General features: G+C 59.7%; 32 protein-coding genes and 1 pseudogene. 17 read left to right on the top strand and 16 right to left on the bottom strand.

Features of this window, described 5'->3' with window-relative positions:
- From QN397_RS26775 to QN397_RS19790, 3 genes and pseudogenes are all read left to right on the top strand, one after another.
- On the top strand, positions 1–68 hold a 68-nt coding region (locus tag QN397_RS26775), incomplete at its 5' end, for an IS3 family transposase (protein WP_416352345.1).
- Positions 69–124: 56 nt separating this feature from the next.
- A pseudogene (locus QN397_RS19795) lies at positions 125–559 on the top strand (IS6 family transposase); the annotation flags it as partial.
- Between the two features lie 215 nt (positions 560–774).
- Entirely contained in the window at positions 775–1,518 is a 744-nt protein-coding gene (locus QN397_RS19790; protein WP_323501709.1) for a LytTR family DNA-binding domain-containing protein, read from the top strand.
- A 338-nt stretch (positions 1,519–1,856) separates the two neighbouring features.
- Here the strand turns inward: QN397_RS19790 and QN397_RS19785 are convergent, their stop codons facing one another.
- Positions 1,857–2,315, bottom strand: coding sequence for a hypothetical protein (locus tag QN397_RS19785; RefSeq protein ID WP_323501708.1), 459 nt, complete (start codon positions 2,313–2,315; stop codon positions 1,857–1,859).
- 333 nt (positions 2,316–2,648) lie between these two features.
- Here QN397_RS19785 and QN397_RS19780 point away from each other — a divergent pair, with 333 nt between their 5' ends.
- The 3 genes from QN397_RS19780 (at position 2,649) to QN397_RS19770 (ending at position 5,421) form a co-directional block, all read left to right on the top strand.
- Entirely contained in the window at positions 2,649–2,891 is a 243-nt protein-coding gene (locus QN397_RS19780) for a hypothetical protein (RefSeq protein ID WP_323501707.1), read from the top strand.
- A 122-nt stretch (positions 2,892–3,013) separates the two neighbouring features.
- Positions 3,014–4,197 (top strand): IS3 family transposase gene (locus tag QN397_RS19775; RefSeq protein ID WP_323501706.1). Its coding sequence is split into 2 segments (ribosomal slippage): positions 3,014–3,284 and positions 3,284–4,197, totalling 1,185 coding nucleotides; the frame shifts between segments, so codons are not numbered across the junction.
- A gap of 72 nt (positions 4,198–4,269) precedes the next feature.
- Positions 4,270–5,421 (top strand): GSU2403 family nucleotidyltransferase fold protein, encoded by a 1,152-nt coding sequence (locus QN397_RS19770; RefSeq protein ID WP_323501705.1) that lies wholly within the window; start codon positions 4,270–4,272, stop codon positions 5,419–5,421.
- A gap of 41 nt (positions 5,422–5,462) precedes the next feature.
- Here the strand turns inward: QN397_RS19770 and QN397_RS19765 are convergent, their stop codons facing one another.
- The 8 genes from QN397_RS19765 to atpE all read right to left on the bottom strand — a co-directional run bounded on the left by QN397_RS19765 (position 5,463) and on the right by atpE (position 11,178).
- Positions 5,463–6,254 (bottom strand): metallophosphoesterase, encoded by a 792-nt coding sequence (locus QN397_RS19765; protein WP_323501704.1) that lies wholly within the window; start codon positions 6,252–6,254, stop codon positions 5,463–5,465.
- A 102-nt stretch (positions 6,255–6,356) separates the two neighbouring features.
- The gene (locus QN397_RS19760; RefSeq protein ID WP_323501703.1) at positions 6,357–6,680 is read right to left on the bottom strand and encodes a type II toxin-antitoxin system RelE/ParE family toxin; all 324 of its coding nucleotides are present in this window, start codon (positions 6,678–6,680) and stop codon (positions 6,357–6,359) included.
- Positions 6,668–6,955 carry a CopG family ribbon-helix-helix protein gene (locus QN397_RS19755; protein ID WP_323501702.1) on the bottom strand — a complete coding sequence of 96 codons (288 nt, stop codon included), beginning with the start codon at positions 6,953–6,955 and terminating at the stop codon, positions 6,668–6,670. Before QN397_RS19755 ends, QN397_RS19760 begins: the two co-directional genes overlap by 13 nt.
- Before the next feature lie 247 nt (positions 6,956–7,202).
- A complete protein-coding gene (locus QN397_RS19750) occupies positions 7,203–7,547 on the bottom strand; it encodes a hypothetical protein (protein ID WP_323501701.1) in 345 nt (114 codons plus the stop codon).
- Between the two features lie 69 nt (positions 7,548–7,616).
- On the bottom strand, positions 7,617–8,288 hold the full coding sequence (locus tag QN397_RS19745; RefSeq protein WP_323501700.1) for an SOS response-associated peptidase: 672 nt from the start codon (positions 8,286–8,288) through the stop codon (positions 7,617–7,619).
- Positions 8,289–8,548: 260 nt separating this feature from the next.
- Positions 8,549–9,106: a hypothetical protein gene (locus QN397_RS19740; protein WP_323501699.1), complete on the bottom strand. Its 558-nt coding sequence runs from the start codon at positions 9,104–9,106 to the stop codon at positions 8,549–8,551.
- A gap of 93 nt (positions 9,107–9,199) precedes the next feature.
- The gene (locus QN397_RS19735; protein WP_323501698.1) at positions 9,200–10,123 is read right to left on the bottom strand and encodes a metallophosphoesterase; all 924 of its coding nucleotides are present in this window, start codon (positions 10,121–10,123) and stop codon (positions 9,200–9,202) included.
- An 815-nt stretch (positions 10,124–10,938) separates the two neighbouring features.
- Positions 10,939–11,178 (bottom strand): F0F1 ATP synthase subunit C, encoded by a 240-nt coding sequence (atpE, locus tag QN397_RS19730; RefSeq protein ID WP_323501697.1) that lies wholly within the window; start codon positions 11,176–11,178, stop codon positions 10,939–10,941.
- A gap of 134 nt (positions 11,179–11,312) precedes the next feature.
- Between atpE and QN397_RS19725 the strand changes: the two genes are divergently transcribed.
- A complete protein-coding gene (locus tag QN397_RS19725; protein ID WP_323501696.1) occupies positions 11,313–11,690 on the top strand; it encodes a hypothetical protein in 378 nt (125 codons plus the stop codon).
- 46 nt (positions 11,691–11,736) lie between these two features.
- On the top strand, positions 11,737–12,561 hold the full coding sequence (locus QN397_RS19720) for a helix-turn-helix transcriptional regulator (protein ID WP_323501695.1): 825 nt from the start codon (positions 11,737–11,739) through the stop codon (positions 12,559–12,561).
- A gap of 164 nt (positions 12,562–12,725) precedes the next feature.
- On the opposite strand, the gene QN397_RS19715 is transcribed toward QN397_RS19720, so the two are convergent.
- Positions 12,726–12,968, bottom strand: coding sequence for a hypothetical protein (locus QN397_RS19715; RefSeq protein WP_323501694.1), 243 nt, complete (start codon positions 12,966–12,968; stop codon positions 12,726–12,728).
- 248 nt (positions 12,969–13,216) lie between these two features.
- Between QN397_RS19715 and QN397_RS19710 the strand changes: the two genes are divergently transcribed.
- From QN397_RS19710 to QN397_RS19700, 3 genes are all read left to right on the top strand, one after another.
- Complete coding sequence (locus tag QN397_RS19710; RefSeq protein ID WP_323501693.1) at positions 13,217–13,840, top strand: tyrosine-type recombinase/integrase; 624 nt, start codon at positions 13,217–13,219, stop codon at positions 13,838–13,840.
- A gap of 83 nt (positions 13,841–13,923) precedes the next feature.
- Positions 13,924–14,373, top strand: coding sequence for a GNAT family N-acetyltransferase (locus QN397_RS19705; RefSeq protein WP_323501692.1), 450 nt, complete (start codon positions 13,924–13,926; stop codon positions 14,371–14,373).
- A gap of 358 nt (positions 14,374–14,731) precedes the next feature.
- Positions 14,732–15,493: an SDR family oxidoreductase gene (locus QN397_RS19700; protein ID WP_323501691.1), complete on the top strand. Its 762-nt coding sequence runs from the start codon at positions 14,732–14,734 to the stop codon at positions 15,491–15,493.
- 526 nt (positions 15,494–16,019) lie between these two features.
- Here QN397_RS19700 and QN397_RS19695 read toward each other — a convergent pair.
- From QN397_RS19695 to QN397_RS19680, 4 genes are all read right to left on the bottom strand, one after another.
- Positions 16,020–16,340 (bottom strand): hypothetical protein, encoded by a 321-nt coding sequence (locus tag QN397_RS19695; RefSeq protein WP_323501690.1) that lies wholly within the window; start codon positions 16,338–16,340, stop codon positions 16,020–16,022.
- A 222-nt stretch (positions 16,341–16,562) separates the two neighbouring features.
- Positions 16,563–17,453: a hypothetical protein gene (locus QN397_RS19690; protein ID WP_323501689.1), complete on the bottom strand. Its 891-nt coding sequence runs from the start codon at positions 17,451–17,453 to the stop codon at positions 16,563–16,565.
- Positions 17,450–18,214 (bottom strand): hypothetical protein, encoded by a 765-nt coding sequence (locus QN397_RS19685; protein WP_323501688.1) that lies wholly within the window; start codon positions 18,212–18,214, stop codon positions 17,450–17,452. Before QN397_RS19685 ends, QN397_RS19690 begins: the two co-directional genes overlap by 4 nt.
- Positions 18,215–18,627: 413 nt before the next feature.
- Complete coding sequence (locus QN397_RS19680; RefSeq protein WP_323501687.1) at positions 18,628–19,317, bottom strand: DUF1643 domain-containing protein; 690 nt, start codon at positions 19,315–19,317, stop codon at positions 18,628–18,630.
- A gap of 20 nt (positions 19,318–19,337) precedes the next feature.
- On the opposite strand from QN397_RS19680, the gene QN397_RS19675 reads away from it, so the two are divergent.
- Entirely contained in the window at positions 19,338–19,520 is a 183-nt protein-coding gene (locus QN397_RS19675; RefSeq protein ID WP_323501686.1) for a hypothetical protein, read from the top strand.
- A complete protein-coding gene (locus tag QN397_RS19670; RefSeq protein WP_323501685.1) occupies positions 19,517–20,851 on the top strand; it encodes a HipA domain-containing protein in 1,335 nt (444 codons plus the stop codon). The genes QN397_RS19675 and QN397_RS19670 overlap by 4 nt, the downstream gene beginning before the upstream one ends.
- A 202-nt stretch (positions 20,852–21,053) precedes the next feature.
- On the opposite strand, the gene QN397_RS19665 is transcribed toward QN397_RS19670, so the two are convergent.
- Positions 21,054–21,476 carry a hypothetical protein gene (locus QN397_RS19665; protein WP_323501684.1) on the bottom strand — a complete coding sequence of 141 codons (423 nt, stop codon included), beginning with the start codon at positions 21,474–21,476 and terminating at the stop codon, positions 21,054–21,056.
- A gap of 22 nt (positions 21,477–21,498) precedes the next feature.
- Here QN397_RS19665 and QN397_RS19660 point away from each other — a divergent pair, with 22 nt between their 5' ends.
- On the top strand, positions 21,499–22,215 hold the full coding sequence (locus QN397_RS19660) for a hypothetical protein (protein WP_323501683.1): 717 nt from the start codon (positions 21,499–21,501) through the stop codon (positions 22,213–22,215).
- 45 nt (positions 22,216–22,260) lie between these two features.
- On the opposite strand, the gene QN397_RS19655 is transcribed toward QN397_RS19660, so the two are convergent.
- Positions 22,261–22,740: a tyrosine-type recombinase/integrase gene (locus QN397_RS19655; protein ID WP_323501682.1), complete on the bottom strand. Its 480-nt coding sequence runs from the start codon at positions 22,738–22,740 to the stop codon at positions 22,261–22,263.
- A 354-nt stretch (positions 22,741–23,094) separates the two neighbouring features.
- On the opposite strand from QN397_RS19655, the gene QN397_RS19650 reads away from it, so the two are divergent.
- The 3 genes from QN397_RS19650 to QN397_RS19640 all read left to right on the top strand — a co-directional run bounded on the left by QN397_RS19650 (position 23,095) and on the right by QN397_RS19640 (position 24,200).
- Positions 23,095–23,295, top strand: coding sequence for a hypothetical protein (locus tag QN397_RS19650; RefSeq protein WP_323501681.1), 201 nt, complete (start codon positions 23,095–23,097; stop codon positions 23,293–23,295).
- 62 nt (positions 23,296–23,357) lie between these two features.
- On the top strand, positions 23,358–23,819 hold the full coding sequence (locus QN397_RS19645) for a type II toxin-antitoxin system YafO family toxin (protein WP_323501680.1): 462 nt from the start codon (positions 23,358–23,360) through the stop codon (positions 23,817–23,819).
- 51 nt (positions 23,820–23,870) lie between these two features.
- Positions 23,871–24,200, top strand: a complete 330-nt coding sequence (locus QN397_RS19640; protein WP_323501679.1) for a hypothetical protein — start codon at positions 23,871–23,873, stop codon at positions 24,198–24,200.
- Positions 24,201–24,267: the final 67 nt, after the last annotated feature.

The raw sequence follows: 24,267 nt of genomic DNA, 5'->3' as shown, positions 1-24,267 counted from the left end.
ACGAGCGCATCAAGCTGCGATTGAAAGGGCTTAGCCCGGTTCAATACCGGTTGAGAAACACCGCCTGATCGGCGGGACCACAATGTCCAACTTCTGGGGGTCAGTTCAAAACCGGGGCGATTCAGTCAGCGGCGAATGCAAGTACTTGTACCGCGCGGTGGACCGCGCCGGCCACACGATCAACTTCCTGCTGCGCGCTCACCGCGATGTCGCCGCGGCGAGATGCTTCTTCGAGCGTGCCATCGACCTGCACGGCAGGCCCGAGAAGATCACGATCGACAAGAGCGGCGCCAACACGGCGGCGATCGTGGGCATGTGCGCCGACAGCGGCGCGGACATCGAGATGCGTCAGTCGAAGTATCTCAACAACCTCATCGAGCAAGACCATCGGGCGATCAAACGCATCGTGCGACCCATGCTCGGATTCAAGTCCTTTCGCTGCGCTCGCGCCATCATCGCAGGCATCGAGACGATGCACATGATCGCGAAAGGACAGCTCGATGTCCTCAAAGACAGAGCTTCGTCCGCTGCTGACAAGTTCTATTCATTGGCCTTCTGAGTCCGACCAACTCAAGGATTCTTTCGACCTCGCTCTGCTATCGCGACAGAACCCGAATTCCAGGCTCCCAAAATCGCAGGACCTGCGCATCGTTTGTACCTGTCAACGACTATTCGAAGGCCTCATTTTCGCGATAGGATTTGCGATTCGAAAGGCGCCCGTTCCATTAGGCACAATTCCTGCTGATCCTGCGATCTCCCCACTAGAAAAAAAAATTGCCACGCGTCACACACAACCTCAAAAAGCCACCAGGCGCAGTTCTGCGTGCCTACGGCTTTTGGATCCAATCGTCGGTGCGTGAGGAATGCAGTGAGTATCTGGCCGCGAATACGCTGAAAACGTTTATCGCAATGCCGGGAAATTTGCGAGCAGCGCCGCTGTTTAGCGATCTTGCGGACGGGGTCACCGAGGTGGTGATCCTTTCGCTCTGGGAGTCGGTCCAGAGCATACAGAGTCTCAACGATGCATACGGCCTTTGCACACCAATCGATCGTCTCGAGCCGGAGCGCAAGGCCAAGGTCTTGTTCCGGCAGCCTTTTGTGCGGCAATTCCTGCTTTCGGAGCCAAGCGAATTGGCTTTGGTACCGCCGCACTGGCTCTGGGCTGCGGGCTACGAAAAAAAGGATGCTCCGCCGAGGCTTGAAAGGATCGTGTCCAACGATGGGCCGTTGCTGCATATGGTGCCCATCGAGGATGTCCTCTACTTCGAGGCTGCAAATAAGTATGTCCGGGTCATCACCGCGCTGCGAGAGCATCTCGTCCGGACCAGCTTGGCCGACCTCATCGATCGCCTCGACCCCGATAAGTTTTGGCAGGTCCGGCGTGGGACTGTCGTGCGGGCGTCCGCGATCACCACTGCGGAGCGGCAGGACTCGGGAAATTATCTCCTGACCGTCCAAGGCTTGAAAACGTCACTGATGGCCACGCGCCAGTTCGCGCATCTTTTCAGGCCCATGTAAGCCAAAGACCTAAGTTCGCGCCGCGGCGGTGTGAGTTCGCGCCGCACCGCACGAAGACCGTCGCAACGACGCTGCGGACGAGCCTTGTACTGGCAGAGTGATCCTCAGCGATCACTCTCAGCTCTATGAAACACGCATCCCCTGCCGCCTTCGTGATTCTCGTCTCGATCATCGCCTGGCTGGAAGTTGCACAGCCAGTCCGGCACGCGGAGCCGCCGACACAGCAGCCGAAGGTCCCCGAAAACCGGATCTGGATAGGCGGCCAGACTTGGCTTGACGCCTCCAATGCTGCGCAGGAGTGGTGGAACGCCCTGAATCGACCGTATGAGACGCGCCGCTCAGAGGCCGCTGCCACCGCGCCCAACCATCACGCGCCTGGAGTCGGCCTGGACACATCGGTAGGCCTTGGCCAAAAGTAGCTCGGTGTCGATCACAGTCGCTGCGCCTCGCTCGGGGAATCCGCCGTCCGCGTAACCTGCCAGCCCGCACCCGATCCGGGTCACCAGGAAGTCCAGTTCCGGGTGTGTGGCTGCGTAGCTCACGAAGGACTTCACCAGGGGCGCAATTTCCGCCAGCGGCAACGTCCACAGCGGGCCGGTCCTGCCGCCTCCTTCGGTCGGGATTGCAATGGCGTCTCCCGTTCGGCCATGACCTACATAGCGCTCCGCACCCATGTGCTTGGCGGCATACAGTGCCGCGTCCATTCCGTGGCGCCCTGCGGTGTTGCTGCCGAAAACGAAGATCGTTCCGCGACCTGGGGACAGGGGAGGGGAGGTGTGATCGACGTGGAACTTCATCGTGACGTGAGCAGGTGAATGCTCGGCTTCAGCTCGAACCATCGTAGCGACGGGACCGACGCCTGTGCAATGACGGCCGCCGGAATTTCTTTTCTTGCGTCCTTGACCGAACGCGCCAGCGGCTGAGAGGATGGTTCGCATGTCTATCGAGTCCTTACTTTGACCACGCCAACAGTCCCGGGCACGCCCACGTCCACGTCCACGTCCACGAGTCTCATAGAAGCACGGGCGGCACGGGTGCGACGTCGCGCCGAAGTGTTGATGCGCAGCCTGTCTCCGATGGATCTGCATACCTTGCAGCACGACGTTCTCAGTCGGCCAGAGTATCCAGCCATGCCCTCGATGCTTGCTACCCAGTTCGACGAATGGCTACGCGACCACGGTGCGGTCGAGCGGGAAACCATGCGGGCGCCGGAGAACGAAGGCGAGACGCGAGCCGCGTTCTTCGAGTACGTCGTGGAGGGCTCGGAGGATTCCGCAGAGCGGGCCCTTGCCGCAGCACTTTTGCGCGGCGGTCCGGTACTCGCGCAGTGCCTGATTTCCGCTTCACCGACCGTGTCGACGCGCAAGTTTTAATGCCCGTCTCGAGGCATCAACACCTCGAGACTTCCTGACGGCGACGACTATACGTCGATCAAAGTGTCCTGGTCTAATGAATTCGCACACTCGGATGGGTGGAAATCAGTTGGACAGTAAACGTGACGAAATCAACCCGAAGAGTATTTGACGCGAGCTTCAAGCTGCAAGTCGTTCAAATGATCCGCGTGCAAGGGCTCGGTGTCGGCCAGGTGTGCCGGGACATGCGACTGGGCGAGACGGCTGTGAGGCGCTGGCTGGCACAGGCCGATGCCGAACAACTCGGTCAGCCTGGCATTGGCAAGCCCTTGACCGCCGAGCATCAACGCATCCGCCAGCTCGAAGCCGAGAACAAGCAACTGCGAGGCGATGTGGACATCTTAAAAAAAGCATCGGCCTTCTTTGCCCGGGAACTGCGATGAGCTTTGTGCTCATCGAGCAACTGCAACAGAAGGCCATACCGGTGGATCAGCTGTGCCGTGTGCTGGAGGTCAGCCGCTCGGGCTATTACGCGGCGCGCCGCCGCAGCGTGGTCCCGCGCGCTGTGTGCGAAGCCAGTGTGCATCTGAAGGCCGCGTTTGCCGCCAGTGGTCAGGCTTACGGAAGCCGTCGTCTGCGCGCGGCAGTGGCCTTGGGAGGCGTCGTGATGGGCCGCTATCGCGTGCGCAGTTTGATGCGCCAGCATGGCCTGCGCGCGGTATGGAAGCGCAAGTTCGTACACACCACCGACAGCCGGCATGCATTGCCGATCTGGCCCAACGTGCTGGATCGTCAGTTCAATCCGACGCGCTCCAACCAGGCTTGGGTCGCCGACATCACCTACATCCGAACGCGTAGCGGCTGGCTGTATCTGGCAGTGGTGCTGCACCTGTTTGCGCGCAAGGTCGTGGGCTGGGCCATGGCCCCTGACGTGCAGGCCACGCTGGTGTGCCAGGCGCTGCAACTGGCCATTGCACAGCGTCAACCGGCTTCAGGCCTGATTGTGCATTCGGACCGTGGAAGTCAATATGCAAGCGACTCACATCGATCCTTGCTGGTCAAGCATGGACTGATCGGCAGCATGAGTCGCAAGGGAAATTGCTATGACAACTCGGTCATGGAGCGCTTCTTCCTGAATCTGAAGATGGAGCGCGTCTGGCAGCGCGATTACGCCAACCATGCCGAGGCCATGAGCGACATTGCCGACTACATCGTCGGCTTCTACAACAGTGTGCGGCTGCACTCCACGCTGGGCAACTTGCCACCCAATGCTTTCGAGCTGAAATCGGCAATCAATCAACCTATCGACGTGTCCGAAATAACTTGACCAGGACATAGCAATATGAAGTGTAAGGAACGGCTGCGCTACACTTCGTTTTACTTTTTATAGAGTATAACTTTGCACGGCCGTACCCAACCTCCTCTGTTCGACGATCTATCCCTGTCTGCGCAGACCAACTACGCCGAGTTGGTGGAGCAGGCGCAGGCTCGCATGCTGGATCGATCGATCCGCGACCTGCCTGGATCCTTCAACAAGAAGGAGATCAAGGGCGTCCACTACTGGTACTGGCAGTTCAGGGGCCTGGAGGGGAAAGTCCGACAGTCCTACCTCGGGCCCGATGACGAGCGCCTACGCGAGTTGATCAGGCAGCGCGTGGAAGGCAAGCGGGGCGAACGTGATGGCCTGGCCAGGCTCGCTGGGGCCTGCACGGCGCTCGGATGCATAAACGTCACCTCGCAGCACTTCAAGGTGATCAATCGCCTCGCCGAGCACGGATTCTTCAACGCCGGCGGCGTGTTGATCGGCACGCATGCGTTCATCGCGATGTCGAACATGCTTGGCGTGCGCTGGACTGGCGGCTGGTCGACAAACGACATCGACATCGACGTCACGCACGCCGGAGAGAACGTCTCGCTGGCGCTCCCGACCAACGCCAATGCGAACGTTCATGACGCGATCACGTCGCTTGGGATGGGCCTGCTCCCAGCGAAGTCGATCACCACGGGTCCGGCAGCGACTTACATCAGCGCAAAAGGTGAGATGCGGATCGATCTCTTGACGGTGGCCGGGCGCAGTGACGCGGTGTACCGACATGAGCCCTTGAACGTGAACCTCGAACCGCTCAAGTTCATGGAGTTCTCGCTCGAGAAAACGACCCAGACAGTCGTCATTTCCGGAGAGAACGCGCTGGTCGTCAACATCCCTTCGCCAATACGTTACGCACTTCACAAGCTGGTCGTCATGGCAGAACGCCAGGAGCAGTTCCGCACCAAGGTCGCAAAGGATGCAGGTCAGGTCGGATCCATCGTGTCGTACGCGCTGGAACGCTCGCCCCAGGCCTTGAAGGATGCCGCGGTGGATCTGATGAGCCGAGGAAAGGGGTGGCGTAGCCGAGTCGCAATTGGTCTCGATCACCTTGAAAGGTATCACCCGCTTATGGCGAAAGAACTTTCGGCGATCCTGAAATTGTCGAGGGACTCCCGCGACCTTCAAAGGCGCGATATTGAGCCTCCGGACGCAGATGATTTCGACAGTCGCCCGAAAGGCTGACGAGACCGGATCCTGGTCTCGCGCATCGGGTTTCGGTTTGGTCATGGCAGTGGTCCACCAGGTACTGAGGCAAGGCCGAGCGGCCAAGCCAGATAGCCCCCCATGTCGATCCCGAATGCACGAAACGGGCTGTCGGCAGGCGTCAGTCCCTCTCGCCTGTAATCGATCGCTTTGTGATGGTGGCCGTGGACCAGGAGTCTGGCTCTCAGGCCTGCGGCCAATTCGTCAAGCACCTCGAAGCCGTGGTGATACGCCCCAGGTGCTTCGTGCGTCACCAGGATCTCTGCGCGCTCGGCAAGCAGCGCCCGATAGTGCGAGGGGAAGATGCTTGAGCGGTGTTTGCGACTAATGCCACCGCGCCAGAGATCGTGCTGGCCGTGCCGGCCGCCACGGTTGACGTGCTGCAGCATCTTCTGGGGCGAGTCGAACGCCGCGTCTTCCATGGGCGTGACTGGATCCCAGACCTTCCCGCGGAAAACTCCGCCCAGGCCGGCCACCTTGTAGCCGGCAACCTCGGCCACGCGGCCATGCAGGTTGCGATCGGCCAGCTCCGAACCCCAGAGGTTGTCGTAATCGGAGTCCGAATCGGTATCGTGATTGCCGTGGATAAACCAGATGTCGGTTTTAGCGCGGATGGTTGCCAGCGCATCGTGCAGCGGTGTGCGCGACTGGATGTCACCCAGCAAGACGATCGCCTCGGGCTGCAAACGTTCGACCGCACGCAGTACCGGCGCGAAGTCGCCGTGAGGGTCGCCGAAAAACAGGATCTTCGGGCCGAGCGGATCCTGGCGAGGCTCGAAGCCCGGGGGCAAAAGATCTGGGGTGCTGGACACGAAGAGCTCCTGGTGGAGCTCTTGTCAGCTCCTGGTGGGTGAGGGAATTGGCATGTGCGTCATTGGTATCGCTATCGATGACGAGCGTCATGGCTCGGCTGTTTACCCGCCTTGGGCGCCTGAACCACCCTCGTAGCCCACCTCCCGTTGATGGCGTAAGGCCAGCACTGTGAGCACGTCAGCATCGCCAGCGTAGTAGTACAGCGCAACGTACCCGCTGGCGCCGAAGTCGATCACCCACTCACGGTATTCAGGCGGCAGATCCTCCACCGGACGACCCACCCTTGGCTGCTCGCGCAGGATCTGGACTGCTTTGATAATGGTTTCCCCGGCACGCCGGGCGGCCGCAGGACTGTTCGGGCGCAGAAATTCGCGCAGCCGCCCCAGATCGCGCAGAGCCGCCGGCGCAAACCTCACTTGTGGCATGCAGGCGTCGGCAACTCGTTGTCAGTGCCCCAAGTCTCCAGCCATGTCATCACCTCGTTGCCCGTGACGTGCAAGCCGGTTTCTTCGAACTCTTCCCACGCGGCCACCGCATCCTGGTGCAGAGACTGGCGTTTTTCTTCACGATCAACATACTGGGCAATAGCTTCGCGCATCAGCCAGTGCGGTGCCCGGTGGCGTGCCGTGGCCAAGCGCTTCAGGCGCACCTTGAGTTCGGGATCGAGCTTGACAGGGGTCGGGCTGATGGCGGTATTCATAAGTAATACTCTAACAACGAAGCTTGCACACCGTGCGTTCCCCATTCAAAAACGCAGGAAGGTAGCCGAACAAGTTTTTCGACGGCCTGCGGAACAGTGCAGACAATCGGCGACCTCATTTACTTAGAACCGTTCCCTATGAAAGGCTGGATCTCCGGCCAGAGCACTGTCGGTGAAGGCACGACTTTCGCACTTGGCTTCCCAGTGGTGCGCGCTCAAAAGAACGGCGTCGGCAACGCCGCAAAGCTCAATCGTTTTCAGGCCACTTCAGGCCCCAGTCCTTGATGACATCCTTCACACGCCGATCGCCGTTGGGCACCAGCTTGTAGAGGTCGGCCTTGCCCCAGCGCAAGGCGTCCAGGCACAGCAGCATGTCGTCGCTGATGTCCACGTCGACGCTGCGCAGGTTGAACGGGTCAAAGGGAAAAGCCTGGCCGTTGTAGGTGCTGGCCAGGAACTGCACGACGGTTTGGATCTGGCCGCTGTTCTTATGCTCCGCCAGGTCGAGCAGCCGGGCGAAGGCCTGGGAGGCCGTCCCTTGCGCGGCAGAAGCGCGTTGCCGGTAGCTGTCGAATTGCTCTTCGAGGGACATGAGAAAAGATCCGGTTAGTTTGGTTACTTCGGTTTTTTCGGTATGGCAATGACTCGGATCATTGTCGATTCACTCGCTGGCATCAATGGGCCCGGCGACGAATACCTCCACCGGCGCCAGGCGCAGCAGATGCTGGGCTTCTGCGACGGTGCCGGCCAGCCACTGGTCCACATCCCCGGCTTCGATCGGAATCACGCTGCGCTTGTCCTGGGCGTCCGGTCCAAACTTGGGATCGGGCTTGTGCATGCGGCGCATGAGGGCGTGGTGGTCGGCGTTGAGCGTGAGCATCGTGTAGCTCTCGTGCACCTCACCTGTGTCTTTGTCGGTCCAGGCGTTCCACAGGCCTGCCAGACCCCACGGCGCCCCATCGGCGCGGCTGAACTGCCACCAGATGTTCTTGCCCGTTTCCCAGTTGGGCTCATCGAACGACGCGGCCGGGATGATGCAACGCTGGCCGCGTTTCCACGGATCTCGGTAGCTGGCTTTTTCGGCCAGCTCTTCGCTGCGCGCGTTGTTGGTCAGGAACTTGAGCTTGGGTTCTTTGGCGAACCAGGGGATCAGCGCCCACTGACCGACGACCAGCTCGCGCTCGTAGCCTGTCGAGTGCCGGGCGCGGCGGATGAAAGGACCTGGCGCTCGGGGAAACACCTGACGCGGAAACAAGGGCGGCTGGTTAGTCGGGCCGAGGTGCCAGAACCGTTCGATCTCAGCCTGGGCCGGCGTGACGTAGCGATTGCACATCTCAGGATGCTAATGGTTTCAGGCACTCTGCCACTGTGCCTCCGCGGCCGCCGATCGATATCGCAGGGCAGTGAGAGATGGCACGCTGTCGGGTGCGCTACTGACACGGCGCGGCAGCGCGCAATGCGCTCTTTGCGCATGTCACCCAAGAACATCGTCTCCCAGATCAGATCGCGGTTGCTCGACTTCTGCCGGGTGGACGTACGTCGAAACCCTTCATGCAGAACAGCCCACGACATCGTCGTGCGTCTTAGTCTTGGCTACCGTGCAGCCTCTGCCGCCGCCAGCATGTCGCGCAACGGGCCAGAGCAATATCGTTTCCAATCCGCGGCCTTCGAGGTCGCTTTGTTGTTGGCGATCACTGCGATGTCCTGGTTCATGCCTCCAAAGCCGTTTCTGGCACGGTACTGTAGGCACGCAACCGTGGCGGCATCATTGACGCCAACATAGGTGAACTTCGCAGAATCCGGGTCGCGCAGCGCGCTCATGACGGCGGTAACAGAGCGTGCCGCAAAACCAGCCCGCTCCTTGTCCTTTGCCGCCTCCGCGACCTCGAAAGCAGCTTCCTTGGCTTTGTAGGCCACCTCGTCAGCGGTAAGAGACTTGGCGGCAGGGGTCGGCGTGGAATTGGACTGCTGCGACACGGCTGCGGCGATCCCGATGAGGCACGCGCCGACAAACAGGACTTGCAATCGAGACATCGACTTCGGCGGCGCTGCGCCGCAGCCAGGGCATGCCTTTGCTTCGCTGCTGACCGAGGCGTTGCATTCCTTGCATTTCAAAAGTGCCACGGCCGCTCCATTTTTGTTCGGAATCACTTTGCCACATTTGAGAGCTCTGCACTAACCGCCAGCAGCATCGGCGCGATGACATCTGCCCGTAATAGCTGCCCATCCACACTCGGCGTTTCGCTAGATCTCAATCACTAGCGACGGGTTGAACTGCGGATTCTCTGGTATGTCGCGCATGCGGCCCAGCAAGTAGCCTCGAGGATTGCAGACGACGCGACACTTGCCAACCCGGTAGTCGAAGCTTGTGTGCGTGTGTCCGTGGATCCAGAGTTCCGGAATCTCAAAGAACGCTGCCGGCAGCTCACTTACGAACGCGGGCGAAAGCCAATCGTCGGCGTACTGCGCCGCCAGCGAGTTGCGATGTGGCGCGTGATGGGTGACGACCACGGTCTTGCCGTCGAACGGCTCAGCGAGCCTGCAGGCCAGCCAATCTCGATGCGCCACATGCAGCGCCAGTGTGTCTTCAGGGGTGAGCAGGCGAGCGCCGCGTTCGGTTCCAAACTCCAGAGTTACTTGCGTTACTTGCGTTACTTGCGTTACTTGCGTTACTTGCGTCACTGGCGTTGTCGTTGTTGAGCCTTCGTCGTCATCGGCGATCGGCTGAGCCGATCCCTTCGTGCGAATAGTTTGAAAGTCCGACAGGCTTTTCTTGGCTTTCGATAGCGCCAGCGGGACATGGGAATACGCGCCGCTCGGGGAATCGATCGGCAATGCAAAGTCTGTCCACAAGGTGGCGCCCAGAAACCTCACTGCGTCCACGATGACTTCGCCGCAGTCCAGGGCATGCACCTGCGACCCCTTCGCTGCGTCCTGCATTGCGGCAAGCGCTGGCTGCATCACGCTGCCATAAAGCTCGTGATTGCCTGCAACGAAGATCACGGCCTTGGCACATGGAAAGGTGGACGCCCGCTTTGCCCAGTGAACGGCGCGCGCAGCCGGCACGGCGATGTCACCGGCGATGACGGCGACGTCGTACCCACTGGTCGGTGGGCTGTAAGTGTTACCGAACTCCAGATGCAGATCGGACACGACAAGAAGCTTCATTGGTCTTTTTTAAAACGCAAAACTTGCGGTCTATAACGAGTTGATTCGCGGCCGCGAAATCGATGGTGGATCGGGCCAATTATCCAGGGCGGAGAACGCAACGCCCATGCCCGATATCTCAGCGTTGTTCATGCCCGCGCTGCGCGCGATCTGCTCCCAGGCCGCCACGGACTCACCGACTTCCACCAAATGGTTCAGGCGAAAAAAAGCGACAGGATCCGAAATCGGCCTGAATAATCGCGACAGATCTACCCGCAAACGTCGAACAAGCCAAGAAAATGCGACAAACCGAGCTCCTCTACCTCAATGCCGAGCTCGACCGATCGCAGCAGCGTGCCGTCGAGCGACGGGTCGTTGCCGGCGAGCTATATCGGGTGCGCAGCGGTATTGCTTAGCCCTTGTTCCCAGGGCTTGAATATCGTCCGGCGTGTGAAAGACCAAGGGGGCGCAGCCCTGAAGACAGATGATCTTGCGCAGGACTTCGGTGAATTGACCGAGCGAAGTCGAGGGGCAGGCCGGTGCGAGGATTGAGCGACGGCGTCAGCGGCGCAGGGTCGTAGTTGACCTGGGTGATGAGCCGCATCCAGTTCTTCACGTACAACGCGCGCGCTTGCTGGGGGAATTCGGCCGCCGGGAATGTGAATGGGCTCGCGGTCGCAGGTGTTGCTGTTGGAGGCTGTGATGGTTTGCAATCGCGGCGAGGGCCGAGCGACGAAGTTGCAACTACGCAGGCCATCATCTGGCGCCGGCGGTCAAGCTGACCGCGGCGGCTGGCTGAGTCACGGCTTAGGCACAAGCAACTCAGCGCCGCGGCGTCACTTGAACGGGTTAGCCGTTGCAAACCACAGGCCGATGCCAGTGGCGATGATGAAGGCGCCGTCGGTCACACCAACGGCCAGGAAGAACTTGGTCTGTAGTTCGGGCATCTGTTCAGGCTGACGCGCACTGGCTTCAAGCATCTTCATCGAAGCCAAGCCAATGCCGATGCACGAGCCCAATGCAGGGACGCCAATCAACAGGGCTACGGCCAGTGGCAGCAGGTCGGGGGAGGACATTGCGGGTTCCTTTCGGGAGTTGGTGCTTCCAGTCTGTACGACCAAGTGCGGTGTGGCGATGACCTCAGGGGTAATTGCAACGCCGCTTTGGCCCGAAGAGCATCGGGTCTCACACCACCACTGGAGACCCTTACGTGTCTGACTTCACAGCCCTCATCGATACCCATCTTGCTGCCTATACCGAAGCCGACGCCCCCCAGCGCGCGACAATGGTGCACCGCATCTGGGCGGCAAGCGGCCAGTTGATCGATCCCCCACTGGCCGCCACCGGCCATGCCCAGATCTGCCAGCAGGCGGACCAGTTATTGGCACAGTTCCCTGGCCACCGCTTTGTCCGAACCAGCGGCATCGACATCCACCATGGCATGGCGCGCTATGCCTGGCATTTGGTGGGCCCGACTGGTGCTATGGCGCTGGAGGGGATTGACATCGCCCAGATCGACTCCGAAGGGCGGTTGGTGCAAGTGACGGGGTTTTTCGGACCTCTGTCAGCGCTGGAGCCTGCATCATGATGCGCTGGGGGTGCTCGGCGCCCGACCGAACTTGAGGACTACGCCAATGCAACATGCCAACGAACACTCGCAGGTCAACGGCCAGAGCGGCGTGGGTGCGCTCCTGCGCGACTGGCGCAGCCGCCGCGGGCGCAGCCAGATGGACCTGGCGTTGGATGTGGGAGTGTCCACGCGGCACCTCAGCTTCATCGAGACGGGCCGCTCGCGGCCCAGCCCCGCGATGTTGGAGGCCCTTACTGGCGCGCTGGAAGTGCCGCTGCGCGAGCGCAACCGGCTGCTGCTGGTCGCAGGGTATGCGCCGCGTTACACGGCTCGCGCACTGGACGACGCGGGCATGCAGCAAGTGCGCAACGCACTTGACCGATTGCTGCTCGCCCATGAGCCACATCCCGGTCTGGTGCTCGACCGTCAATGGAACGTGGTGCTGGCCAACCGAAGTGCCACTGCCCTGGCAGCACTGTTACCCGAACACCTGAAAAAGCCCGACTTCAATATGTTTCGCGCCAGCCTGCACCCCCAAGGGCTGGCAGAGCTGACCGAGAACTTCGCCGAATGGGCAACCTATCTGCTGCAGACCCTCCGGCGCACTATCGTCAGCTCTGGCGACGCGGCGCTGGCCGCGCTCGAACAGGAAGTCTTGGCCTATCCGAACGTGGCGGCGCTGGCATCGGCAGGCCGGTCCGACGCTCACCTGGAGACTCCACTGCTAGTGCCGTGCGTGCTGCGGCTGCCTCACGGACGGTTATCGATGTTTACCACCCTCACAACCTTCGGCACACCGCGCGACATCACGCTTGAAGAGCTGAGCATCGAGCTGTTCTACCCTGCCGATGAAAGCACCGAGGCATTGCTGAGGGGGCTGGCCGCCTGAGAACATGCCCGCGTCGGCCGACATCAATTGTCACGGCCCTGTCATGAGCGCTCGCATCGTCGGGCGCAACTTCTGGGGTTCCCTGTGGGCACATAGCGCAAGCCGAAGGTCAAGGCCTGGCTCGATGCGCGAGTGCCCACCGGTCAAGAGCGTGGCTCTGACCCCTACGCCGCAGGGCTTACCCCTTCGTTTGAACAGATTTCGAATACTTTTAAGCGGATCCTGCTGGGTCGGTCTGCCTCGGCCAAAGGCCGTGGCAGCGAGCCGAACGACACCACGTCCGGTGTGCGGGCCAGCGAAACGTACTTGCCCGTCACGCTCTTGGAGATCTTGAGCGCGAGGCCGACTTCGCTGTAGCTCAACCCTGCCTGCAGGTGCAGGCGCAATGTCTCTCGGATTGGGCGCATGGTGATTCTGTTGGTGGGCTCAGGCTTGAACCGCAAAAGACGGTGAGCTTGAGGCCCGGTCAAAAGATCACTTGCGCGCTCCCCAAATCGTCCACGATCACGCTGAAATCGCGTCCACGTTCAGCCTGAAACGCCGTCCACGATGGGCTGAAATATGGAAGCAACTGCGTGATCGATGACTGCGCTTGATAGCGGCAGGCGCTCCCGGCGCAAAGTATTACTCCCCAAACTTTGCACAGGAGAGCGCCATGGAAACACCGATCGTCAAGGCTTCCCGGCCGCCATGGAACAAGGAAAAACTCGTAGGCCAGAAGCGGCCCTTCAAGCTCAAGGAAATCTGGGCCATCCGCGTGCGGCTGCAGATCTCCTGCCGGACGCGAGAGCTCGCCCTTTTCAACCTCGGCATCGACAGCAAGCTGCGCGCATGCGACTTGGTGAAGCTGCATGTGCGCGACGTCGCAAGCGGCGACAGGACGGCGGCACGCGCAAACGTGGTGCAGCAAAAAACCGGTCGACCGGTCCAATTCGAACTGACTCAGCCGACGCGCGAGGCCGTCAGCGCCTGGATTGTCCAAGCTCACCTGCGCGGCGAAGATTTCCTCTTTCCCAGCCGTGTGAGCGCGTCGCCGCACCTCGGCACACGCCAGTACGCGAGGATCGTGGACAGCTGGGTCACGGAAATCGGCTTGGATTCCGCAGCGTATGGCACCCACTCCATGCGAAGAACTAAGGCGTCGCTGATCTACCGGCGCACCCATAACCTTCGAGCAGTGCAATTGCTGCTTGGCCACAGCAAGATCGAGAGTACGGTGCGCTACCTGGGCATCGAGGTAGAAGACGCGCTGGAGATGGCAGAGCAGACCGACGCCTGAGCGATTACGCCTCGGCGCCCGTCACGACGGGCGCTCACGCGACAGGCACAATTCGGGCCAGGACCTGACATTCAAGACGCTCGATGAACGACCAAGGAACTTACTTTGAATCGGCAACGTCGGACGATGTCGAGGCTTTGGTCGAATTGCGCATCCTCGCCATGCGGGAAAGCCTCGAGCGCATCGGCCGCTTCGACCCGCAGCGTGCACGAGAGCGATTCGTCGCGGGCTTTGAACCCAAAAACACGCGGCACTTGATGCGTGGTGGAGAGCGGATCGGCTTCGTGGTTGTGCGGCGCGAGCCGGATCATCATTTGTTGGACCATCTCTACATTCACCCCAACTTTCAAGGGCGAGGCTACGGTGCCGCAGTGCTTGGTGACCTCTTTGCTGAGGCTGACGCGACAGGGGCGCTCATGCGAGTAGGGGCGCTCCGCGGAAGCGATTCAAATCGGTTCTATGCGCGGCATGGCTTTGAACTTGTAGAGCAGGCCGAATGGGACAACTACTATCTGCGCAAGGCAAAGGACTGAGATCGGCCAGGAGCAGACAGTGGCAGCCTAAAGAAACCTAACCGGCCGGTCTTCCCACGGCAGTTGGTAAATGCGAGCTCATAGCCGTGACTGACGCCGATATCGCTTTTGCGCTTCGAGCCATTCGTATGGACGTCCAAGTGGTTCAAGTAGCTCTGGCAAGATCGGCTCACGCCAGACACGGCGTCTCAAATCTACGCCCTGCACGATAGGGCCATGCTCGCTTGCCATAGCAATTCACACCGTTGCCTTTGGTTTCATCGAACCGATGACGTTGGCAAGCGTCAACGACCCCACCCACGTTTGCCCATTTGCGCTGCAGCGGTGGATTTGACAGCAACCAGTTCGAGATTTCCAGATGAATATCAATCCGACAATCGATAGCGCGCTTCGTGTCGCGTTAATTACGGGATCCACTTCCGGCATTGGCGCAGCCATCGCGCGCAGGCTCAGCCACGCGGGCTATGCAGTGGTCCTCCATTCGCGAAGTACTGCGAAGACAGGGCACGCAATGGCTGCCGAATTGAAGCATGCGATCTACATACAGGCAGACCTTGCCCTGGAAGCCGATAGGATCCGGCTTGTCAGCGAGGCCATCGCCGCGTGGGGTCAACTCGACGTGTTGGTCAACAACGCCGGCATCAGCAGAGTTATTCCCCACGGGGACCTTGCCGCGGCCACTTCGGCGGTGTGGCACGAACTCCATGAGGTAAACGTTGTGGCGCCGTTTCATCTCGTTGCGTTGGCCGAGTCGGCTTTGCGCGATGCCGCCCGGTGCCGTCGAGCGGGCAGCGTCGTAAATATCAGCTCACACGCGGGTGTCCGTCCCAAGGGTGCTTCCATTCCCTACGCGGTGAGCAAGGCTGCGCTCAATCACGTGACCCGTTTGCTCGCACTGTCACTCGGGCCGGATATTCGCGTCAATGCGGTAGCACCGGGCTTGGTCGACACGCCTCTGACGGCCGAGTGGACTGGCGCACAAGAGTTGTGGCGCGAGCGTGCTCCTATGCACCGGGCCGCAAGCCCAGACGACATTGCTCATGCTGTTGCCATGTTGGTTGCCTCGGATTACCTCACTGGCGAGGTGCTACTGTCAGACGGAGGACTGAATCTGACCTAGATTTAGCACGGGAACCGAGCAACTGATTCGCAAGTGCAGTATGACAAGAAGGGCTGTAAGAAGCTTGCCGTCCGATGTGGACGAAGGGAGTCACCCTGTTAATGCGCTGCGACAAACTTGCGAAAAGCTTTGCGGCGATGGTTCTGCTCCATGCGTATTTACTACACTTATTTCGCTTCATACGATGCCTAGCCAGCCGGCCGCTCTGGGCCCAATGCGGCTGTACGCTCATGCTCCAAAGCTGACCTGGCCGATCTGACTTCGCGACTTCGACCCCAGTGAATGTGGCGGGGGTGGCCCGTAGCCTCCTTGGGTTCTACTGACCGTCACGCGCTCTCGTCTGACGCTCGCTAGCATGCGGAGAGGCCCTGCTGCTTGCCTCGCAGGCGTTGATCGGCCTCAGGCAGGCGCCGCGCGACGCCATTCAGGCAGCGAACTCGCAAAGGGCCATCGAGTCGGTGGTCCGGGCGGCATGACATCGATGCCTAAATTGCGTAAAGCAGGCTGCGCTGCCGCACTCGTCTATTCAACAGAATATGTGACAAAGGATGGGCCCAATGAAGGGAATGCCTTTCCACACTGCTGGGGCACCGCTGCTTATATCTTTAGGCAAGTGACCATCGGTAAGTTGGTTGTAGTCACCGATGCTGCAACCGGGGTTAGCTGTACCTGTCGATACTCTTAGCGCTTCCTTGCCCGGATCGACGTCCCCGACTCTCCATTCGGCGACGAAATGTTTGTCGGGGCACGAAACCGTGAAATCGTAAGTTGTTCCTGCATACACGCTCGCCGCAAGAGTAATGAAGATTCCGGCGCCTAAAAGACTTGTCTTCATGGCTTTATTCATTTTCAATTTTGGGAAATCTCATTCGGGCTCAAATAGTCAGTCTTGTTTCAGAAACAATTTCCAAAAGATTATTGCAAACACTGCAGCAATGGCTATCAAAATAAAAAGAATCGAGATGGCTTTTTTTATTGCTTTAACCTCAATTAAGACCAGAAAGCAGAAGCCAAGTTCAGCCGGGGAGAAGTTTTACGTTGCCTAGAAAAAATCCGCAATGTGGAATAGCTACCGGGAGGGGGAGAGGGGCGCAATTGCGGCCGTTTTAAAATCAACGATCGAATTCCATTCCAATGCAACGCCAACCTTGTTTGCCGTGAAGCTCGTTGGCTTGAGGGCGAAAGCATACTCACGAGGGCCGGAGGTGCCGGGTATCACAAGTTTACCTCCGTTTGCTATGAGGAGTGGAAACTGCCCCGTTGCGAGAGCACCTCCGGGAACATTGAAAGCAACTGGGAATCCTATGTTTCCAAGGTACTGAATCCCAAGGCTCACCGTTACATTCACTTGGCGTGGCTGGACAATGACTGCGCTATAAGAAACTGCTTGTCCTCCCGGCGCAAGGGCAAAGCCAATTTGTATCTGTAAATCTAAATCCTTTGTCGCATTTGCCCCAATCGAACCTCCAAATCCTCCTCCAGGAGGGCATGCGTTAAATAGCCCCCGCTTGCCCTTAAATTGCCAGTGGAGCTGAGCATGTCCGGCAACCTGGGCATGAGCCGAAAAAACGACGCTCCCATCATTTTGGATTGATGCATTAAAGTTACTCAGTGCGCCCTCAGCATGTAGGTCGCGTGGGCCCTGAAGTTCTACATAACTATTGCATAGCCCGTTATCGCTGTAGAGCTGGCCGTTGGCTGCAGTAGATTGAAGAACGACGGTTCTTTGAGTAGCTGGCAATGAATTTAAGCCGGCGATTGCGGTGGCGAGAGGGGTGAAAGACGCGAATACCCGCACGTCCGCCTTGCTTACTTGAAGCGGTGCAATCAGCGGTGCAACATCCTTCAGCAGCCCGTCAATCCGCGCGTTTTGTGCGGCAATGTCAGCTGTAACATCAGCCCGGGCTGAGCCGAACGTCGCGCCAAGGCAGAATCCAAGAGCGTGTACTGAGTATTTCATGATCCTGCTTTCGCACTTACAGTGCCATAGACATGGAGCCCGTCGGGAAGCACTATAAATCGAGAAACTGCGGCGTGGCCGGACACGTTCAGCGCAGGGGTACTTATTTCAGCTACTGCCCCAGGAAAATTCACGGGTATTTGCGCCGCAGGCAAAGAAAGCGGGATTTCAGTCGAGATCGGGATTTTTATGCTTGCAAGATTGCTGAGTTCGCTATTTAATTTAGTCTTAATAATGTCGTTCACAAAGCCCTTTATTTTGAAGTCGAATGGACCCCATTGGGCGCGCGGAACGAAGTCTTCGAGTGCGACATTGATAAGAAGCTGAGACGGGCTTGCTGGGTCAATCTTAGTGTCCAGACGAGCAGTTCCGACGACTTCGAAAGTTGCACCAAGATCTCTCTTAGTTGCTTCAGCATCGATAGTCACAAGCGGATAGCCCACTTTCAAGTCGGTAACTATCTGCTTGATTGTGATAGTCGCGCCCTCGACGTTGGGAATGGGCAACGTCACACCTGCCGCTCCCTTGAGCGCGGAGTTGATAAGATTTTTGGAAATAAAGATACTGACAGTGCCGGGCGCCTCGAGCGGACCGCTTGATCCTAAGTCCGCTTTTAGCGCATCAAGTGAGGTCGCCTCGGATTTAAGAACACTCAACCGCTGTTGGGCAAGTTCTTCCTCAGTGTTGTTAGCTCCGCACCCTGTCAGCAGAGCGAGCGCCGCCACCAACACAATTGCCACGATTCGGTGATGCATCGGCATAGCAATACTCCTAGAGGAGCTTGTCGCGCGTATCGCAGTTTTGAATTCGCTGCGCGCCAAGTTGAGCGGCACGATACGACGACGTTTTAGTTAAGTCAATAGAGATTGGCGCTGCCTAACTGTGATTCAGCAAGTTTCACTCTGCGCGTTTTCATCGGAGTGAAATAGGCGGTTGGCGTCAACCCCAATATAGGGGACGCGGTGCTCAATTTCGAGGGCTTTAGTCAGTCCGTAGTCACAAAGCTCCGCGGTGTCTGGCGCGTTTCTGCCGCCACTGACTGGGTAGATTCGTCCGATTCCGCTCGAAACTGGAGGGCCGTGACGGAGGTCCGGTTCTGGCCGGAAGCAGCCAGTCGCAAAAGCTGTTGATCTCGCACCCGTTCCCTGCACAGCCGTGCCTTCGATACCCGCATTTAACCCGCGACCCATCGCACGCGAGTGTCCGCCACCCGCTCCAGGAGGTCCTCGCGTGCGCGCCCAAGGTAGTCCCTGACACCAGCATGTTCCCAGTCACCCCAAACGGTTGCGCCTGCGGCGCTCGTGATCGTCCTGACGAGCTCGAGCATGTTGCGCTGGTAGGCGTCCGCGCCAATCGACCAGGGCAGATCGTGCGGGGAACTGGCGCGGATCGGGCAAAGATTCATAACGACGAGGCCGTCGCAGTCGTACCGCTCGGCCATCGCCTCGGCCCGGGCAATAGCGTCATCGTGATCTTCATCCTGCGCGAGGCAAGCATGCACCCCAATGGCGACCAAAGACTTCCGGCCACTGCGCCCAACTGCGAAGCGCCACGCGTCGGAGTGGTCGCAGTGGTAGATGTCGAAGTGTGGCTTGTCGACCAGACGGGGAGTAACAAGAGAAGTCCGGGTCTCAGGCCGATGTGTACTGAGCTCAGAGCCTGGTGTTGCACTGTCGGCTGCTGGACTGCCGTCATTGAATTCTTGATAAGCCATGTTCGCGGTGGGAAAAATGTCATTCATTATTGGCACGACAACCGCCGGCCCGCCATCACCCGCAAGGAAATTGCAGAATGTTCCTGGGCTAACTTTGCAAAACAAATCCGCCAGATAGCTGCCCCCCTCAACCCCGAATGCACGAAACATTGAGATGCGGCGATACGCAAATGAAACTTGACCTGAATCCGGATTGGCTGATCAAAAACATGAACCTATGGCGGCAGGCCGCCGACATGCAAATCCCGCTGCGGGATGACTTGAAGGTCCACATGATGGCCAGGCGCAGCGACTTACGTCCGAAGCAAACTTCACCAGCTTCTGTAGCGAATGCGAGTAAGGAGATTCCGTGACTGAGGCGCTCAAGATCTGTCTTATCGACACCGAAACGGTGGTTGGCGAGTTGCGATTTACTTCCGAGCGAGGGCGGCAAAGCAGCTCATTTACCTATAACTCGGCCTGGCGTGCAAGCCCAGCTGCTTTCGCACTTGCGCCCGCGCTCCGTTTGCAGGAGGCGCCTCATTTTTTTTCGGCAGCTGCGCAAAATCCTGCCTTGCCACATTTTCTGGCGCTACCCCCGGTGCTGGCGGATCTGTGTCCCGACAGATGGGGGCGCAGCCTGATGCGACGCGATGCGCGGGAGCAAGGCGCTATTGAGCCAGCTGATCTACACTTTTTGACGTTGATCGATGACGCTACGAGGCTCGGCGCGTTGCGTGTGCTCGACACACATGGCATTCCTTTGACCACACGGAATGGAATCTCGCCAGTCATACCTTTTGACGTTCAATTGACGGATCTCGCCCGGGCGGCCCGATCCTTTGAGGGTCGCAAGGCGTTGAGGGACGAATGGAAAGATCTGCTGCCCGGGTCTGGCTTAGGGGGCGCACGACCGAAGGCAACACTCCGGGATGCGCACGGTTGCTTATGGGTGGCGAAATTTACTTCGGAGAAAGATGAAAATTCGGCGATCGAGCGAGCAGAAGTGATGACCAACTGGCTGGCTGATGCGTGCGGCATCACGGTTCCCGAGGCACGGCTGTTTGAAATCGGCCGCGACAATCCGGTCGGCTTGTTCAAGCGATTTGATCGGGCTGGTGCCAGTCATGATTTGCGCCTTCACTATGTGAGCGCCCAAACCTTTATGGATGCGTCAACTGCCATCGATTCTGATGTGACCTACGTCAAGATGGCCGAAGCCATGATGGAGGCTGGCCTTGCAGGAGAGCAGCGGCAAGAGTTATTTCGACGCATTGTCTTCCAGCTGCTGGTCAACAACACGGATGATCACCTCAAGAACCACGGCTTTCTCCACGTCGATGGGGATTGGTCTCTTTCTCCCGCCTTCGACATCAATCCCCAGACAGATCGCCGTCCGCAATTAAAAATCGCGCTCGATACCGATGTCGGAGAACTGCCAACGCCTCAGGAGATGGTGGACCGGAGCTTTTACTTTGATCTGACTGATGCGCAGGCGGCAGCGTGTATCAGCCGTATGGCCAACACAGTTGCAACCTGTTGGGCTCCGTATGCACAGGCAGCAAAAATGCGCGGCCCAGATCTCGCTGCTTACCGCAGCTTGTTCGAAGGCCCACAACAAAACGCTTGGCTTGGAGCCGCGTTGGAGTTGCATGTTCCGCAGCCGCCGGTCGTCCCTCAGCGGGAAAGTGAGAATGCGCGTTAGATGCTACGTGGCGTGACCAGGGGTCAGCAGAGACACGGCCGCCCCGCTTACGGTTCCTTCGGCGGCGGCGTATCCAGCATGCTGGCCACCTTGCTGCGACGGATCGCCGCCGACTTTTAGTAGCCGTAGGCAACGCCAACAAGCGCGAATGGGCCGATGTTGAACGAAGCTATTTGCGAACGCTTGCAGGCGCCGCGCCTTGCTAGACGCCAGCTCTCATTCGGTACTTGCGCTGTCGCTCGGCATTGGAGAGCGGTCGTCGGTCGCCCGGTGCAGCGCCACGCGGCTGCTCGATGCGAGACCAGTCCTTGCCAACGATGCTTGCCCTGGCCACGCCGTCGAAGAGCACGAAGGCCAATGCGCCGAGCGCCCACCGAGACTGCGCCCGAAGGCTCCCGCGCAAATGCGGGACGCCGACCTCGACGGCCGCCCAGTCACCCGGCTCGGCGCGGATCCACGGCAGTTGTTCGCCTGCGTCGCGCACAACGATGGGGCGCTTCGTCCAAGCCCCAAATGCTTCGCAGCGTGTCTCCGCGCGGTTGCACAACTCATGGAGCGGCACCGCGTGAGCGCAGTCGATTTGAGGCGTGTAGCGCACCGGAGGGAAGAAGAGCGGCAAAGCCATGATCTCGTTACAGTAACGCAATATGACCAGCGTTGCTGCTTTCGCGCGATCGCCGGAGGCAATCTTTGCCGCACTGATCGCGAAAGCCGCCACTATCGGTCGCCTCTATGAGCCGGATCTTGTTTTTATCGGCGGCCTTGCCGTTTACCTTCACGCCACAAACCATTCGCTGACGGCGGCCTATGCCGAAGCGACCGCGGACGCTGCGTTCTATATTTCTCTTTCCGCTTTGAGCGATCTCCGTGAGATCGAAGAGTTGTCGCAGAACTCAAGGCTCACCAAGCATGCGTTTCAAAAGGCGGGGTTTTCATTTGATGTCTACGCCGAACGTCAGTCGTCCCTGCCGGTCCCCTACGACCAAGTTGCGGCATTCGCCGTGGAGTACGACGGCGTGCGCGTCGCCTCACTCGAGCACCTCTTGGTACTCAAACTCGGCGCTGCCGTGGACCGTCACGCTTCCGAGCATGGGCGCAAGGATGCCAAAGACGCGCTGAGGATTTTGCTGCTGGCCAGCACATCGGAGTTCGACACCGAACGTGCGGTCGCCTTCATGCAGGACGAACACATCGAGCGACTCGGAATCATTGTTAAGGGGCCGGAATTCCTGGCATTACCCGGCGGCAACGCCAAGGTCGCGAAGGAACTGCGCGTGCGGTGCCAGGACGTTTTTGCAAGGCTCAAAGACGCGCACGATGCGCCGACGCAGTCGGACGCACAGCCCAAGCCGCCGAAGGGCTGAATCGCGTCACTTCCCATTCAGGAACGGAGCTTTGCGAACCCCGGCCTATGCGTCCTTCGGCGGCGGCGTATCCAGCATGCTGGCCACCTTGCTGCGACGGATCGCTGCTGACTGGTAGTAGCCCTGGAAGGTGGCGACAGTGCGGTGTCCCGTCATGGCCATGGCCTCGCCGATCGGCATGTCGCGAAGCCCGGCCTCCGTCACGAAGCCCGAGCGCAGCGAGTGCGCCGAGAAGCGGCCGTCCAGTCCTGCGGCCGCGCAGCGCGCCTTCACGATGAACCGCACCCCCTCGGCGCCCAGTGGCGTGCCCCTGCGGTCGCCCGCCAGCACGCGCCGGAAGATCGGCCCGTTGGTGATCCTGGCCGCGCGTAGGGCACCGATCCAGTCACGCATCGCATCGGCCGCCGCGCTCACCAGCGCCTTGTAGTTCTCCGGCAGGTCCTGGCCCAGCTGGTTCGATTTGGAGTGGCCCAGGCCAAGGTGCAAGGGCGCGGCCAGGTTGCTGCGCATAACTCCAATCTTCACAGGCAAGCTCCTCACTTTCAGGAGCAGTTTCCACACTTACGGGGCTGTACAGATTTCCGGGGCCAGCTCTCTCATCAATGCACGAGGTCGCCTGCGGGCCGATTGTGCTGATGCCCTAAGCATCAACGAAATGGTTGCGAACACTTTGCCCTCTATGGATTACCCGCACAGGCTCCCGAAAGCTGCGGGGAAGTCCACATGGCGCCAGCAATTGTGAGAGCGCTTACTAACCTGTGGTCGACGACGTTGCATTTTGTGCACTGCATCACGGGGGCTTCACCAACCGGTGTTGCGGCCGGTACCGGACTCAGGTACCGTACGAGCCTTAGCACGTGCTAAACAAGTTGTTACCCAATGTTCGCGCTCCACTACTCCTTCAGCCACAACGACGCCGAGCACCATGTGACTCCGGCGACTGTGCTTCCGCTGCGCCCGCGCAATCCAGAGATGGACGCCATGGGCAGGTGGATGCATGGCAATGAGGCGTTCCAGGTCAAGAACGCTGCCAAGGCCATCCGCGAAGCGATGGCCAAGAAGGCTAAGACGCGCGGGTGAGGATTCCTTCGACACCGCAGCCAGCCCGCCCCGAGCGGGCTTTTCTTCGCCCGGCCTGACGCATGGCGCTTGTGAACTTGAAGGTGCAGGCGACTCAGCTTCTGCGCGATTCCCTCGCCGCTGGCGGCTGGAACCCGGATGTTCTCATCCAGGAGTTCCGGGAGTGGAAGGCGGACGGCGCGGCCGGCGAGTACGGAAGTTACTACTTCGGCAAGGACGCGCCCTACGATCCCCCTCGGCGCAACGGCAAACCGGTCCTCTGGCACGCTCACATGCCCCCGGAGTCTGACTCGCAAGCTACCGCGAAGTGGACCCTGGCATGGCGCCGTCGCACCCGCAAAACGAGCGATGCAGCGCTTATCTACGCGTACGACCAATGGCACGGGTATCTGCTGCTGTATTTCGCGGTAGAGCCGACGGCCCATCCGCTCATTGAGATGCGCGACGCCGATTCCCGCGATCTGATGAACTTGCTCGCGGACATTGCCGAGGCATTCATCCACGACGGCTCCGTCATCGTGTGATCGAGGCCCGCGATGCTGGCGCCCCCGCGTCGCGCTTGGCACGATCTACCCATGATCCTCACCCTCGACATCACCAAGATCGAATCTGGTCTGTACGAAGCCCGGCTGTCGGAGGGCGGGACCGAAGTCACCGCGCCGTCGGCATACGACACCATCACCGCGGCTCTGCGGGCGGTGGCACAGGACATCCCCGACGACTTCGCCCACTTCGTCGAGGTGCACTACAGCGGCGTCTCGTCCGGCACCATCGGAACGACGCGGCTCGCGGTGGAAGCGGAGGCGGTCGCCGCCCGGCTTGTGGAACTGGTGGCCGCGGTGCATCGCTCCGAAGAAGATCTGGCGCACCGGCGGCAAGCGCAGGCGTCGGCGGCTTCGGGCTGACCTAAATGCGCACCGGGTGCGCATTTGGCGGCTCGCATCGATCGTCGATAACTCCGCACCGGTGCGG

Source organism: Variovorax sp. RTB1 (assembly GCF_035018765.1).
Classification (GTDB): domain Bacteria; phylum Pseudomonadota; class Gammaproteobacteria; order Burkholderiales; family Burkholderiaceae_C; genus Variovorax.
The sequence above is the reverse complement of the archived record's forward strand: the minus strand, read 5'-3'. Positions and strand labels throughout refer to the sequence as shown.